This window comes from Mesorhizobium loti R88b (genome assembly GCF_013170845.1).
GTDB lineage: Bacteria > Pseudomonadota > Alphaproteobacteria > Rhizobiales > Rhizobiaceae > Mesorhizobium > Mesorhizobium loti_B.
Window position 1 is genome coordinate 3,551,776 of the sequence record NZ_CP033367.1, and the last position, 14,217, is coordinate 3,565,992.

The 14,217-nt window shown below is 62.3% G+C and carries 11 protein-coding genes; 8 read left to right on the forward strand and 3 right to left on the reverse strand.

Annotated elements, in window-relative coordinates; translation table 11 throughout:
* The first annotated feature begins 25 nt into the window (after window positions 1-25).
* The 4 genes from EB235_RS17365 (at window position 26) to EB235_RS17380 (ending at window position 6,408) form a co-directional block, all read left to right on the forward strand.
* Window positions 26-1,684 (forward strand): ABC transporter substrate-binding protein, encoded by a 1,659-nt coding sequence (locus EB235_RS17365; RefSeq protein WP_027029796.1) that lies wholly within the window; start codon window positions 26-28, stop codon window positions 1,682-1,684.
* 149 nt (window positions 1,685-1,833) lie between these two features.
* A complete protein-coding gene (locus tag EB235_RS17370) occupies window positions 1,834-2,868 on the forward strand; it encodes an ABC transporter permease (protein ID WP_027029795.1) in 1,035 nt (344 codons plus the stop codon).
* Window positions 2,869-2,880: 12 nt separating this feature from the next.
* Window positions 2,881-4,038: an ABC transporter permease gene (locus EB235_RS17375; RefSeq protein ID WP_027029794.1), complete on the forward strand. Its 1,158-nt coding sequence runs from the start codon at window positions 2,881-2,883 to the stop codon at window positions 4,036-4,038.
* 48 nt (window positions 4,039-4,086) lie between these two features.
* On the forward strand, window positions 4,087-6,408 hold the full coding sequence (locus tag EB235_RS17380) for a dipeptide ABC transporter ATP-binding protein (protein WP_027029793.1): 2,322 nt from the start codon (window positions 4,087-4,089) through the stop codon (window positions 6,406-6,408).
* 13 nt (window positions 6,409-6,421) lie between these two features.
* Here the strand turns inward: EB235_RS17380 and EB235_RS17385 are convergent, their stop codons facing one another.
* Window positions 6,422-7,012, reverse strand: coding sequence for a transglycosylase SLT domain-containing protein (locus EB235_RS17385; protein ID WP_027029792.1), 591 nt, complete (start codon window positions 7,010-7,012; stop codon window positions 6,422-6,424).
* Between the two features lie 217 nt (window positions 7,013-7,229).
* Between EB235_RS17385 and EB235_RS17390 the strand changes: the two genes are divergently transcribed.
* Together EB235_RS17390 and EB235_RS17395 are read left to right on the forward strand one after the other, a co-directional pair.
* Window positions 7,230-8,768, forward strand: coding sequence for a trimethylamine methyltransferase family protein (locus EB235_RS17390; RefSeq protein ID WP_027029791.1), 1,539 nt, complete (start codon window positions 7,230-7,232; stop codon window positions 8,766-8,768).
* Between the two features lie 57 nt (window positions 8,769-8,825).
* Window positions 8,826-11,252: a GcvT family protein gene (locus tag EB235_RS17395; RefSeq protein WP_027029790.1), complete on the forward strand. Its 2,427-nt coding sequence runs from the start codon at window positions 8,826-8,828 to the stop codon at window positions 11,250-11,252.
* 78 nt (window positions 11,253-11,330) lie between these two features.
* Here EB235_RS17395 and EB235_RS17400 read toward each other — a convergent pair whose 3' ends face one another.
* Window positions 11,331-11,723 (reverse strand): DoxX family protein, encoded by a 393-nt coding sequence (locus EB235_RS17400; protein ID WP_027029789.1) that lies wholly within the window; start codon window positions 11,721-11,723, stop codon window positions 11,331-11,333.
* 220 nt (window positions 11,724-11,943) lie between these two features.
* Between EB235_RS17400 and EB235_RS17405 the strand changes: the two genes are divergently transcribed.
* Window positions 11,944-12,432, forward strand: coding sequence for a hypothetical protein (locus EB235_RS17405; RefSeq protein ID WP_027029788.1), 489 nt, complete (start codon window positions 11,944-11,946; stop codon window positions 12,430-12,432).
* A 95-nt stretch (window positions 12,433-12,527) separates the two neighbouring features.
* On the opposite strand, the gene EB235_RS17410 is transcribed toward EB235_RS17405, so the two are convergent.
* Window positions 12,528-13,304 carry a VOC family protein gene (locus tag EB235_RS17410; protein WP_027029787.1) on the reverse strand — a complete coding sequence of 259 codons (777 nt, stop codon included), beginning with the start codon at window positions 13,302-13,304 and terminating at the stop codon, window positions 12,528-12,530.
* Window positions 13,305-13,472: 168 nt separating this feature from the next.
* Here EB235_RS17410 and EB235_RS17415 point away from each other — a divergent pair, with 168 nt between their 5' ends.
* On the forward strand, window positions 13,473-14,189 hold the full coding sequence (locus EB235_RS17415) for a gamma-glutamylcyclotransferase (RefSeq protein ID WP_032925430.1): 717 nt from the start codon (window positions 13,473-13,475) through the stop codon (window positions 14,187-14,189).
* Window positions 14,190-14,217: the final 28 nt, after the last annotated feature.

Genomic DNA, 14,217 nt, shown 5'->3' on the forward strand with positions numbered 1-14,217 from the left:
GGAAAGCCAACAATGGGAGTTAGTCATGACAATTTATAAGAGCGGTGGCGACAGCGTTCCGGATCACATCCTGGCAATGGCCGAAGAAGCCAAGGCAGGAACGGTGGATCGTCGCGAATTCCTGGCACTCGCCAGCATTTTCGGCGCGTCGACGGCGATGGCCTATGGCCTGCTCGGCCTTGCCGCCCCGACCCCGGCCAAGGCCGAAGACGTGCAGGGCAAGAAGGGCGGCGTGCTGAAGGTCGCCATGTCCGTCAAGGATCCCAAGGATCCGCGCACGGCCGACTGGTCGGAGATCTCAAACGCCGAACGTCAGTCGCTCGAGCCGCTGGTGAAGTACACCCACCAGTACACGTTCGCGCCGTACCTCCTGGCGAGCTGGGACATCAACGACGACGCCACCGAGTACACGCTGCATGTGCGGCCCGGCGTCGAATGGAACAATGGCGATAAGTTCACCGCCGACGACGTGATCTACAATTTCACCCGCTGGGCCGACAAGAACGCGGCCGGCAATTCGATGCCGGGCCGCCTCGGCAGCCTCGTCGATGAGAAGACCAAGAAGTTGAGCGAAGGCTCGATCACCAAGGTCGACGACATGACGGTCAAGCTGAAGCTCACCAAGCCCGACATCGCGCTTATCGCCAACCTGACCGATTATCCGGCGCTGGTCGTGCACAAGACCTTCGACGAGAAGGGTGCAAACTTCAAGAGCTGCCCGATCGGCACCGGTCCGTTCGAACTGGTGTCCTATGACGTTGGCCAGAAGGTGGTCTACAAGCGCCGCACGACCGGCAAGTGGTGGCAGGGCGAGGCTTTCCTCGATGGCGTCGAGTTCATCGACTACGGCACCGATCCGGCCGCGACGGTCTCTGCCTTCGAATCGGGCGAAGTGCAGACCAACCATGAGACGACCGCCGACTATGTGAAGATCATCGAAGGCGTCGGCGCACCGGCTTCGGAAGTTGTGACCGCGGCCACCGTGGTTTCGCGCTTCAACATCAATGCCAAGCCTTATGGCGATCAGAAGGTGCGTCAGGCGATGTGCCTGGCCGTCGACAATTCGGTGGTGCTGCAGCTCGGCTACGGCAATGCCGGCACGCCGGCGGAAAATCACCATGTCGCGCCGATCCATCCGGAATATGTCGCTCTGCCGAAGATCCCGCGCGACATCGCCAAGGCCAAGCAGATGCTGACGGAAGCCGGCGTGATCGATTTCGAACACGAGCTGATCAGTAATGACGAAGACTACCACAAGAACACCACGGACGCGATCGCGGCCCAGCTGCGCGAAGCCGGCATCAAGGTGAAGCGCACCGTGCTGCCGAGCTCGACCTTCTGGAATGACTGGACGAAATATCCGTTCTCGGAAACCAACTGGAACATGCGTCCATTGGGCATCCAGGTCATCGCCATTGCCTACCGCTCGGGTGAAGCCTGGAACGAGACGGCCTACGCCAATCCGGACTTCGACAAGAAGGTCAACGAAGCCCTCGGGATCGCCGATGCGGAGAAGCGCAAGGTGGTGATGAAGGATGTCGAGCAGATCCTGCAGGATTCCGGCATCATCATCCAGCCTTACTGGCGCAAGCTCTACATCAACATCAAGCCCGAGGTGAAGAACCACTCGATGCACCCCACCTACGAGCACGATTTCGGCAAGGTCTGGCTCGATCAGGCGTGATCCACAGCTTGAAGAATATGAGGGGTGTGAGCCCCTCATATTCTCAGGATCGTCGCCGTTGCATGAGATGCAGCGGCGGCGTGACGTCGAAAGGTTTTCGAAACAGGGTTGACCATATCTGACCCCAACCCGGCCGGCAGGGGGGCACAATGTTCTCATTCATCATCAGACGCATCGGCACGATTCTGCTCACGATGCTGTGCCTGACGCTGGTCGTCTTCTTCCTCGTCAATCTCGAACCCAATCTGAAGAAGCTGGCGATCAGCCAGACGGAAATGCACACATCGGCCGAGCAGCTCGAAAGCTGGCTGGTCGACCACGGCTATCGGCAGAACTTCTTCGCCCGCTACGGCCAGTGGCTCGGTGTCCTGCCCAAGCAGCCGGTCACCGATCCGGCAACCGGCAAGCCCGCGCAGCGCTTCTCCTTCTGCAACGACCCGACCGTGCCGACATTCTCCGGCGTGATCGAGGGCGATTTTGGCTGTTCGACCAAGTTCAAGACCACGGTCGGGGCCAAGCTTTTCCCGGCACTCGGCGCCACCGGCATCCTGATGTTGTGCGTGCTGGGGGTGATGGTGCCGGTTTCGCTTTTGATCGGGATTCTCGCCGGCATGCGCGAGGGCTCGCGCACGGATCGCGTCCTGTCGGTGGCCTCGATCGCCTCGACGGCCACGCCTGAATATGTGTCGGGCGTCATCTTCACCGTCATCTTTGCTTCGTGGCTGGGCTGGCTGAACGGGTCGGCCGCATCGGCCAGCCAAGGCATCACCTTCTACAATTTCACGCTGCCGGTGATCACGTTGGCCATCTACGGCATCGGCTACATCGCCCGTATGACACGCGCCTCGATGGTCGAGGTGATGACGCAGCAGTATATCCGCACCGCTCGGCTGAAAGGCCTCTCCTTCAAGAGCGTGGTGGTCAAGCATGCGCTGCGCAACGCGCTGATCGCGCCGTTCACCGTCATCATGCTGCAGTTTCCCTGGCTGCTCACCGGCGTCGTCATCGTCGAGGTGATGTTCCGCTATCAGGGTTTTGGCTACACACTGGTCGAGGCCGCCGGCAATAACGACATCGATCTTCTGCTCGGCTGTTCACTGGTCTCGGTGTTCATCGTCCTGATTACGCAGCTCATTTCCGATGTCGGCTACGCATTCCTCAATCCACGCATTCGTGTTCAGTAGGGGAGAAGGCGCATGCAAGCTCAATATATCGGCGCCTCCACCATCATCCTCGAAGTGCTCTGGCGCTTCTGGCCGGTCTGGGTCGCGCTCGCCATCGTCATGGGGGCGAGCTTCCTCTACAAAAAGAAGCTGGCGCTCTACGGCCAGCTGTTCGACAGCGGCGTCGGCATCGCGGGTGTCTTCATCTGCCTGTTCTGGCTGTTCACGGCGATCTTCGCCTCGACCATCTCGCCCTTCGATCCGCTGGGCCAGATCCCGATCATGAAGGACACGCTGCCCGGCGCCATCGAACCGCAATCGGGGCTCGTTTACCTCTTCGGCGGCGACAAGCTCGCACGCGACGTGTTTTCGCGCATGGTCTATGGCAGCCAGATCGTGCTGATCATTGCACCGGCCGCGACCGGCTTCGCGCTCATGGTCGGCATCACGCTCGGCCTGCCGGCGGGCTATTACGGCGGCAAGATCGATTCCATCCTGTCGTTCCTGGCCAACCTCGTGTTGGCCTTCCCGGTCATCCTGTTGTTCTACCTGCTGGTGACGCCGGGGATCATGGATACGCCGATCCCCTATGCGCTGGCCGGTGTCTTTTTCCTGTTTCCGATCATCTTCTTCAGCGTGCTGTTCTGGACACGCTACAAGAACCGGCCCGACCGGATCTACATCCTGCTCGGCCTGACGCTGATCATCGGCGGCTGGATCTATCTCGGCCTGGTCTTCGACAAGGACCCGCTGCATATCGTCCACATCGATCCCAACCAGCTCAACATCTTCGTGGCGGTGGTGTTCGCCTCCAGCCCGGGCGTGTTCCGCATCGTGCGCGGCCTGGTGATGGACATCAAGACGCGCGACTATGTGGCGGCGGCGCAGACGCGCGGTGAATCGCCCTGGTACATCATGCTGTGGGAAATCCTGCCCAATGCGCGCGGACCACTGATCGTCGATGCCTGCCTGCGCATCGGCTACACCACGATCCTGCTCGGCACGCTGGGCTATTTCGGCCTGGGTCTGGCGCCGGAAAGCCCCGACTGGGGTACCGCGATCAAGGACGCCAGCCGCCTGCTGCGCTCCTTCATACACCCGGCGCTTCCGCCGACATTCGCGCTGATGTCGTTCGTGCTGGGGCTGAACCTCTTGGCCGACTCGCTGCGTGAGCAATCGATGAAGGACTGATTGACGGGCTCCGGCCCGCGTCTGGTAAAATTTGGATTGGAGCGACCCATGAACGAGGCAGTTCGAAATCCCGCAGAACCCATCATAGAGATCGAAAACCTGTCGATCTCCTTCTTCACCCGCAAGGGCGAGATACCAGCCGTCATGGATTTCTCCTGTACGGTCATGCCCGGCGAGGCGATGGGCATTGTCGGTGAATCCGGCTGCGGCAAGTCGACCGTGTCGCTCGGCATCATGCGCGACCTCTCCAACATCGGAAAGATCGTCGGCGGCAAGATCAAGTTCCAGGGCAAGGACATGGGCGAGCTCTCCGACGAGGAGCTGCGCGCCATCCGTGGCAACAAGATCGCCATGATCTACCAGGAGCCGATGGCCAGCCTCAATCCGGCGATGAAGATCGGCCAGCAGCTGATGGAAGTGCCGCTGATCCACGACAAGGTGTCGAAGGAAGAGGCCTATAAAAGAGCGGTCGAAATGGTCCGCTCGGTCAAGCTGCCCGATCCCGAGCGCATGATGCGCTCCTACCCGCACCAGCTCTCCGGCGGCCAGCAGCAGCGCATCGTCATTGCCATGGCGCTGCTGTCGAAGCCGGCGCTGCTTCTGCTCGACGAGCCGACGACCGCGCTCGACGTGACGGTGGAGGCGGGCATCGTCGAACTGGTCAAGGGGCTGGGCGAGAAGTTTGGCACCTCGATGATCTTCGTGTCGCACAATCTGGGCCTCATCCTCGAGACCTGCGACCGCATCACAGTGATGTATTCGGGCGAGGCGGTGGAGACCGGCAAGATCAAGGACGTGTTCGACCGGATGCGCCATCCCTACACGCAAGGGCTGTTCCGTTCGATCCCGCTGCCGGGCGCCGACAAGAATTCGCGGCCGCTGATTGCCATCCCCGGGCAATTGCCGCTGCCGCATGAGCGGCCCAAGGGCTGCAATTTCGGCCCGCGCTGCCACCATTTCGTCGAGGGCGTCTGTAACGCCGCCGAAATCCCGATGATCGAGGTCGCCGGCCATGACGGCCATTTCTCGCGCTGCGTGCGCTTCAACGAGATCGACTGGGAAGCGCTGCCGCCCGGCGCTAAGAAGGTCAATGAGCGCGTCGTGCCCGGCGCGCCGGTGCTCAAGATCGAGGACCTCAGGAAATATTACAAGGTCGGCGGCGGCGAGGTGTTCGGCTCGAGCGAAGGCCGCGTCGTCAAGGCCAACGAGACCATCTCGTTCATGGCGCGCGAATCCGAGACGGTCGCCATCGTCGGCGAATCCGGCTGCGGAAAGTCGACGCTGGCCAAGGTCCTGCTCGGCCTGGAGACGGCAAGTTCTGGCAAGGTCACGCTGGGCAACAAGGAAATCCAGTCGACCGGCATCGAGAAGCGCAGTGTCGACACCGTGTCGTCGATCCAGATGGTGTTCCAGAATCCGTTCGATACGCTGAACCCCAGCCATTCGGTCGGTTCGCAGATCATTCGGACGCTGGAGAAATTCAACGTCGGCAAGACGGTCGCCGACCGCCGCAAGCGCATGCTGGAGCTGCTCGACCTGGTGAAGCTGCCGCGCGCCTTCGAGACGCGCAAGCCGCGCCAGCTTTCGGGCGGCCAGAAGCAGCGCATCGGCGTGGCGCGCGCCTTTGCCGGCGATGCCAAGGTGGTGGTGGCCGACGAGCCGGTCTCGGCCCTCGACGTCTCGGTGCAGGCGGCGGTGACCGAACTGCTGATGGACATCCAGCGCAAGAACAAGACGACGATGCTGTTCATCAGCCACGACCTGTCTGTCGTGCGCTACATCGCCGACCGCGTCGTCGTCATGTATCTCGGCTACATCGTTGAGCAGGGCACGACCGACCAGATCTTCGCGCCGCCCTATCACCCCTATACCGAGGCGCTGCTGTCGGCGATCCCGATCGCCGACACCAGCGTGGTGAAGAAACACATCGTGCTGGAGGGCGACATCCCGTCGGCGATGAACCCGCCATCGGGCTGTCCATTCCAGACGCGCTGCGGCTACAAGAAGCTGGTGCCGGACAATCTGTGCGAAACCAAGGTACCGCCGGTCAAGCATCTCGGCGATGGCCATATGAGCCTGTGCTGGCTGTCGGATGATGTGCTTTCGACGATGGAGCCGGTGATCAAGTTCGACAAGGACCACGCCGCGCATGAGGGCGTGCCGGAAGACGCGGCGCATGGCGAAGGTCCGGGCCTCGTCGGAACACCGCCCAACCGGCCGCATGGCAAGACGGCGAGTTCGGGGGCTGACCAAATCGGGGAGGCCACCGAGGAGAACGAGGCCGTCATGCGCGCCCGTCGTCACGAAGTCCGCGACGATGTTTCGGAAACCGGGGTCTCAAAGCCGAAAGATACGACAAGGCGGCATTAGCCTGGGCAGTGTGTCAGTTACCGCACTGCCTTAGCTGAGCGTCATAGTCGCGGGCCATTTTCTCCGTCGCCCGGGCATAGCCCTGGACGCCGGCGTCGCCACGGTTGCCCCGGCCATAGGCGGTCCAGCCGAGATAGTAGGCGAGATAGAGATTGTAGGTGTCGGTGCGGGCGACGCCGTAAGTGTCCGCGGTCTTGGAATGATACCAGCCGACGAAGTCGACAGCGTCGGCAAACTTGGTCCGCCGCGCCGCCCAATTACCGGTTTCGCGCTGATATTGCGACCAGGTGCCGTCCAGCGCCTGAGAGAAGCCGGTGGCCGTCGAGACGTGCTTCCAGGGAATGAAGCCGAGCAGCTTGGTGCGCGGCGGCCGGGCATTGCTCTTGAAGCCGGATTCCTTGCGCACCGTCGCCATCAGCACGGGCACGGGGACGCCATATGTCCGAGAGGCGCGTTCGGCGGCAGACTGCCAATTGTCGAACCAGCCGTCATTCTGGTCGAAGACGGCACAGACATTGTTGATGTGGCTGGGCCCGGTCGCGCAGGCCGAAAGAGCCAACAGCACACCAACCGCGACAATTTTACTAAAACTCGACCTACGCATTGGATGAGCAATAGGCCGAAATCATAAAAGGAATCTTGCTGTCTCCGTTAACGCTTCGTCCGCCCGAGCGCCAGGGAAAAGGCCATGTTGATATTCCGACGCTCCTTGTCGCTCCATATAAAATGATGCTGCCGAAATGCCGCCTTGGCTAAAATCACGCCTGTAAACGGCGTATTTCTGACAGCTCGCTTTGTTTGCCGAGGCTTTGATGCCTCACATGAACGAGCCAAGACGCAAGCGCGGCGCCGAGCGCACCAGCAACAGGGGGCCAGTGCCCATCCAGCAGCTGCCGCAAAGGCGGGTGACCAATCCCTATCCGCCGATGGCGTTGCTGTCATCAGACCAGATCGAGGCGATCCACCAGGCGTCGATGCACATATTGGAGAATTTCGGCATCGAGGTGATGAGCCCGCGGGCGCTGTCGCTGTTCGAGAAGGCGGGTGCAAAAGTCGATCACGCAACGGCGAATGTCCGCATCGATCGCGGCATGGTCGACGAGGCACTGAAGACGACGCAGTCCAACTATACGCTGACGCCGCGCAATCCGGCCAACACGATCCATCTCGGCGGCAACACCATCAATTTCACGCTCGTTGCCGGGCCCCCCAATGTACATGACATGGAACGCGGCCGCCGCGCCGGCAATCTGCGTGACTATGCGGACCTGACCCGGCTTGCGCAGCATTTCAACTGCGTCCACATGCTCGGCAACCAGGTCTGCGCGCCGGTGGAGCTGCCGGCCAACTCACGCCATCTCGACACCTACTTCACCAATCTGACGCTGACCGACAAGAGTTTCCATGTCTCGGCAATCGGCCGGGGCAGGGCGCTGGACGGCATCGAGATGATGGCGATCGCGCGCGGGCTGACGCTGGATGAGATGCGCGACGACCCCGGCATCGCCACCATCATCTCGGTCAACTCGCCGCGCCGCTTCGACGAGATGATGGCCGAGGGGCTGATGACGATGGCCGAGTTCGGCCAGTCGGTGGCGGTGACGCCGTTCACGCTGATGGGGGCGATGAGCCCGGTGACGCTGGCGGGTGCTTTGGCGCAGCAGAATGCCGAGGCGCTGTTTGGGGTGGTGCTGACGCAGCTGGTGCGCCCCGGCGCGCCGGTTATGTATGGGGCCTTCACCTCCAATGTCGACATGAAGTCCGGCGCGCCTGCCTTCGGCACGCCTGAAAATACCAAGGCCAACGTTGCGTCGGGGCAACTGGCGCGGCGTTACGGGTTGCCCTACCGGACGACGCCTGGCTCCGCCTCCAACGCTGCCGACGCGCAAGGCGCTTACGAAACGCTGATGGCGCTGTGGGGGGCGGTGCTCGGCCATGGCAATCTCGTCTACCACGCCGCCGGCTGGCAGGAGGGCGGGCTGACGGCCTCGTTCGAGAAATTCATCATCGATGTCGAGATGATCCAGCACATGATGGAGTTTTTGCGCCCGATCGAAGTCAACGAGGCTGAGCTTGCCGTCGAGGCGCTGGGCGCGGTGCCGACCGGCGGCCATTTCTTCGGCGAGCCGCACACGCTTGAGCGCTACGCCACCGCCTTCTACCAGCCGATGCTGTCCAACTGGCAGAATTTTGAGGCCTGGCAGGAAGCCGGCAGCCTCGACGCCACGGCACGCGCGACGCGGCTGTGGAAGAAGGCGCTGGAAGATTATGTCGAGCCGGTGATGGATATCGCCGTGCGCGAAGCGCTGGAGGCGTACATGGCCAAGCGCAAGGAAGCGATCGGGCAGGGCGAGCCGTGAAGCCTCCCATCTTGAATCCACTCACCCATCCAACTAACTGATATCAGAGAAAAATCCATGAAATCGCATGCAAAGGTCGTGGTCATTGGCGGCGGTGTCGTCGGGTGTTCCGTGCTGTTCCATCTTGCCCGCCATGGCTGGACCGACGTCGTGCTGCTGGAGCGCGATGAGCTGACCTCGGGCTCGACCTGGCACGCGGCCGGCGGCATGCACACGATCAATGGCGACCCCAATGTCGCCAAGCTGCAGAAATACACCATCAATCTCTACAAGGAGATCGAAGAGCTGTCGGGACAGGCGACCGGCGTGCACCTGACCGGCGGCGTGCTGCTCGCCGCGACCGAGGCGCGGCTGGACTGGCTGCGGGGTGTTGTCGCCAAAGGGCGCTATCTCGGCATCGAACTGGAAGAAATCTCGCCCAGGGAAGCGGCCGAACTGATGCCGCTGCTCGACCCCAAGCAGTTCGTCGGTGCTGTCAGAAACAAGGAGGACGGTCATCTCGATCCGTCCGGCGTCACCCACGCCTATGCCAAGGCCGCGCGGAAGCTTGGGGCGGAAGTGGAGCGCTTCACCAAGGTCGAGCACATTGTGCGGCGGCCCGACGGGATGTGGCGCGTCATCACCAATAAGGGCGAGGTGGTGGCCGAACATGTCGTCAATGCCGGCGGGCTGTGGGCGCGCGAGGTCGGCCGCATGGTCGGGCTCGAACTGCCGGTGCTGGCCATGGAGCACATGTACCTGATCACCGAGGACATGCCGGAGGTGGCGGCGTGGAACGCCAAGACCGGCGAAGAGATCATGCATGCTGTCGATTTCGACGGCGAGCTCTATCTGCGCCAGGAGCGCGGCGGCATGCTGATGGGCACCTATGAGAAGGCCAACAAACCGTGGTCGGAGTTTCAGACTCCGTGGAATTTCGGTCATGAATTGCTGGCGCCCGACATCGACCGCATCGCGCCTTCGCTGGAGGTCGGCTTCCGCCACTTCCCGGCCTTCCAGAACACCGGCATCAAGCAGATCATCAATGGCCCCTTCACCTTCGCGCCCGACGGCAACCCGCTGGTCGGGCCGGTGCGCGGCCTGCCGGGTTTCTGGGTCGCCTGCGGCGTCATGGCGGGTTTTTCACAGGGCGGCGGCGTCGGTCTCGCGCTCTCCAACTGGATGATCGAGGGCGATCCCGGCGCCGACATCTGGGCCATGGATGTGGCGCGCTACGGCGACTGGGCTGGCATGGCCTACACCAACGCCAAGGTGCGCGAGAACTATTCCAGGCGCTTTTCGATCCGCTTTCCCAACGAGGAGTTGCCCGCCGGGCGGCCGCTCAAGACGACGCCGGTCTATGACCTTTTGTCGGCCAAGGGCGCGCAGTTTGGTGTCGCCTATGGGCTGGAAGTGCCGTTGTGGTACGCGCCGGAAGGCATCAAGGACGAGTTCTCGTGGCGGCGTTCCAGCGATTTTTCCCATGTCGGCACGGAAGTTGCGACGGTTCGCAACGGCGTCGGTCTGTCGGAGATTTCGAGCTTCGCCAAATACAAGGTGACGGGCGAGGGGGCGGCTGCGTGGCTAGACCGCATGCTCGCCTGCAAACTGCCAAAGCCCGGCCGCATGACGCTGGCGCCGATGCTGAAGGAAGATGGTAGGCTGATCGGCGATTTCACGCTTGCCAATCTGGGTCCCGATGGCTGGTTCCTCGCCGGCTCCGGCATTGCCGAGCAATACCACATGCGCTGGTTCGAGGCGCATCTGCCTGGCGATGGCTCGGTCCATATCGAGGCGCTGGGCACGAAACTCACGGGCCTGGCGATTGCCGGGCCGAGGGCGCGGCAGGTGCTGGCCAAGGTCAGCCGCGCGGATGTCTCCAATGCAGCGTTTCCGTTCATGGCGGTTGCCAGGATGGATATCGGCATGGCGCCGTGCCTGGTCGGCCGCGTCAGCTACACCGGCGATCTCGGCTACGAGATCTGGGTGGCGCCGGAATACCAGCGCGCCGCGTTCAATGCATTGATGGCGGCCGGCGCGGAGTTCGGCATCGGCCTGTTCGGTTCGCGCGCGCTGAACGCGCTCAGGCTGGAGAAGAACTACGGCTCATGGGGACGCGAATACCGGCCAATCTATGGGCCGCTGGAGGCCGGGCTCGATCGCTTCGTCGCTTATGGCAAGGAGGCGGATTTCATCGGCAAGGCGGCGGCACTGGCCGAGCGCAAGCAGGGCGGCAAACTGCGGCTGCGTTCGTTCATCGTCGAGACTGACGACGCCGATGTCATCGGCGACGAGCCGATCTGGTTTGGCGGCGCCGTGCGTGGCTGGGTGACGTCGGGCGGCTACGCGCATCATTCGAAAAAGTCGGTCGCCGTCGGCTATGTACCGAGGGAGATCGCCGACGAAAGCGACGGCTTCGAAATCGAGCTGCTGGGCAAACGCCATGCGGCGCGCATCCAGGCGGCGCCGTTGTTCGATGCGAATTTCGAGCGGATGCGGGGGTGAAGGCTTACCCCCGGATGGGACTCTTTGCTTTGGAGCAATTCCGGACGGAAAACCGCTCACACTTTTCCTGGAATTGCTCTAGGCCTTGCTGCGATTGTCCAGCGCGAAGGCGCCCGCGCCGGCGAACACCAGATAGAGGAAGATGAAGCAGAAGGAGATCGCCGCATCGCCGCTGTTGTTGACCGGGAAGAAGTCGCGCGGCATGTGCGCCATGAAATAGGCGATCGCCATTTCGCCGGCGAGCAGGAACGCGACCGGACGGGTGAACAAGCCCAGCGCCAGAAGGATGCCGCCGGCGAATTCGAGGATGCCGGCGGTCGTGGTCAGCCCGTTGAGGGCATGAGGCTCGGCGCTGACGGGGAAGTTGAACAGTTTCTGGCTGCCATGCTCGATGAACTGCAGCGCGGTCATGATGCGCAGCACGCCGAGCGCCTGCGGCTGGTATTTGGAAAGGCCTTCAAAAAGCTTCATCTGAAACTCCATTTTCACCCTCCCGGCCCGGCCATAGATTATCGCCGGGCCATGGGACCATTCACTTCCCATGGCATGCTATCAACAATCGGTGATTGGAAATGTTCCCCGGTTCGACCGCTCATGGTGTTCTCGCCAGGGTTGCATTCATATCGCTATGGTTGTATTGACATGAGCGCTCTAAACATGTGGGGTTCGCTGCCATGAAAGTTCCCTTGCCATGAAAAAAATCGTCATCAGCCTGTTCGCACTCCTTGCAGGTACCAGTTTCGCCATGGCGGAGGACGCCGGCTGCGAGGCCTTCAAATGGCCGGTCACGCGCGAGCAGGCGCTGTTTGCCGCACCGCCCGCGACGCCGTCCGGAGCGACGCTGGCGGTGGGTGCCGCCGCGGATCTGGCGCTGGTCCCGACGGAGAAAGCCGGTTTCACGCTACCACCGGAACATGCTCCCCCAGCAGACACGTTCGGTGCCGTCGCCAGCGTGCAGGTGCCGCCCGAGGGCGCCATTCAGATCAGCCTGTCCGGTGAGGCCTGGATCGATGTCATCCAGGGCGGCAAGGCCATCAAGTCGGCCGGCTATAGCGGCGTGAAAACTTGCCCGGGGATACGCAAAAGCGTGCGTTTCAAGCTCGCGGCTGGCCCGGCCACCGTACAGTTCAGTGGCGCGAAAAAGGCTGAGCTGAAAGTCGCGGTGCTGACGCCGGAGTAAGCAGTCCGGGGTAGACGGAGAGCGCTGCTCTCGTGCCCGACGTCTCCCCCACCTTGGGGGAGACCGATTGTTGCGGTGGCTTTGCCGGGACAGTGTTATCGCACTGGCGCCAGAAGCGCGAAATACGCGCCTTGCGGATCTTGGCATTGCACGATCCATTGGCCGGTCGGCACGGCCATCGGACCCATGACGAGCTTGCCGCCATTGTCGGTGACGCGTTTGGCCGCGGCATCGATGGCGGCGACGTTGAAGTAGAACAGCCAGACGGGAACGGCGAGCTGCGGCGGTTTGTTCATGATGCCGCCGCCTGATTCAGGACCCGCCTTGAAGGTCTGGTAGACACCCATTTCACCGATGTCGAAATCACCTGCGCTGGTCCAGCCGAACTGGCTGGAATAGAAGTCGAACGCAGCCTGCCGGTCCGAGGCATAGAGCTCGTGCCAACCGACATGGCCTGGCGTCGTGGCCGGCAGGGTCGGCTGATCCGCGAGATTGGGCTGCAGGAACATGAAGGTCGCACCTTGCGGGTCCGCCACGACGGAGAAGCGGCCGACACCAGGGATATCGTCGGGCTGGCGGTGCACAGCCCCGCCTGCGGCCTGCACCGCCTCAGTCGAGGCATCGACATCCCTGCTGTGGATATAGCCGACCCAGGCCGGCGGCATACCCATCTTGGCGGCGTCATCGGGCAACGTCATCAGCCCGCCGACGCCGCGTTCAGCGGAATTTACAACGATATAGCGCGGCATGCCCGGCGCCTTGTCGAAAGGTTCGGCCGTCCAGCCGACAACCTTGGTGTAGAAGGCTTGGGCGGCGTCGAGGTCTGATGTCATCAGTTCGTACCAGAAGAAGGGCATCGGGGATTTCGGCATGGTCGGTCTCCTCACCGTTCAGCATCGATCGTTGTCCGATCCGTCCAAGGACGTTCCCCGGAACGGAAATCCGACAATCGCCCCAAAACAATAATCTCTGCCCACGACATGCGTTCCCCGGTTGCGTGTCTTGCGGTTTTCGATTTCTGTACGACAAGGGGGTTGTTCATGCGCCAGATGTCGCTCACGCCTGAGCTTGTTGCACTGTGCCATCGGCAAGAGGCGGATCCCGGCCCGGACCCGAGCTGGACCGAACTGACCGACGAGGATTTCCGGAGCCTTGCGATGCGGCTTGCCGTTGAGGCGGATTCGGGGCCGCTCTGGGTGTTCGCCTATGGCTCGCTGATCTGGAAGCCGGAATTCGAATCGGTCGAGCAGCAGCTCGCCACGGCCTTCGGCTGGCACCGCTCCTTCTGCCTCGACATGGTGCGATGGCGCGGCAGTGCGGCGCAGCCGGGGCTGATGATGGCACTCGAGCGGGGCGGGCGCTGCAACGGGGTGATCTACCGTTTGCCAGACGGCGAAAAGCCGGCCCAGATCGAAAGGTTGTTAAGGCGCGAGATCAGCGACCATGAGAGTATCAGCTCGGTCAGGTGGCTGCCGGTGCATACGGCGCAAGGCGCGCTGCGGGCGCTCGGTTTCTGGGTTGGAGTGAAGGGGCGGGGAACATCACCGAATCAGCCATTGGACAAGGTGGCGCGCGTATTGGCCAGGGCCTGCGGCCATATCGGCTCCGGCGCGGAATATCTCTACAACACGGTCAGCCATCTCGAAGCGTTCGGCATCCATGATCGCAATCTTTGGCGGCTGCAGGAGTTGGTGGCCGACGAGGTCCGGGCCATTCATGGCCACGCGCCCAGCCATTCGCCCGAGCTTCAGACGTAGCCTCAGCCACATAACATGAGTAAAAAAA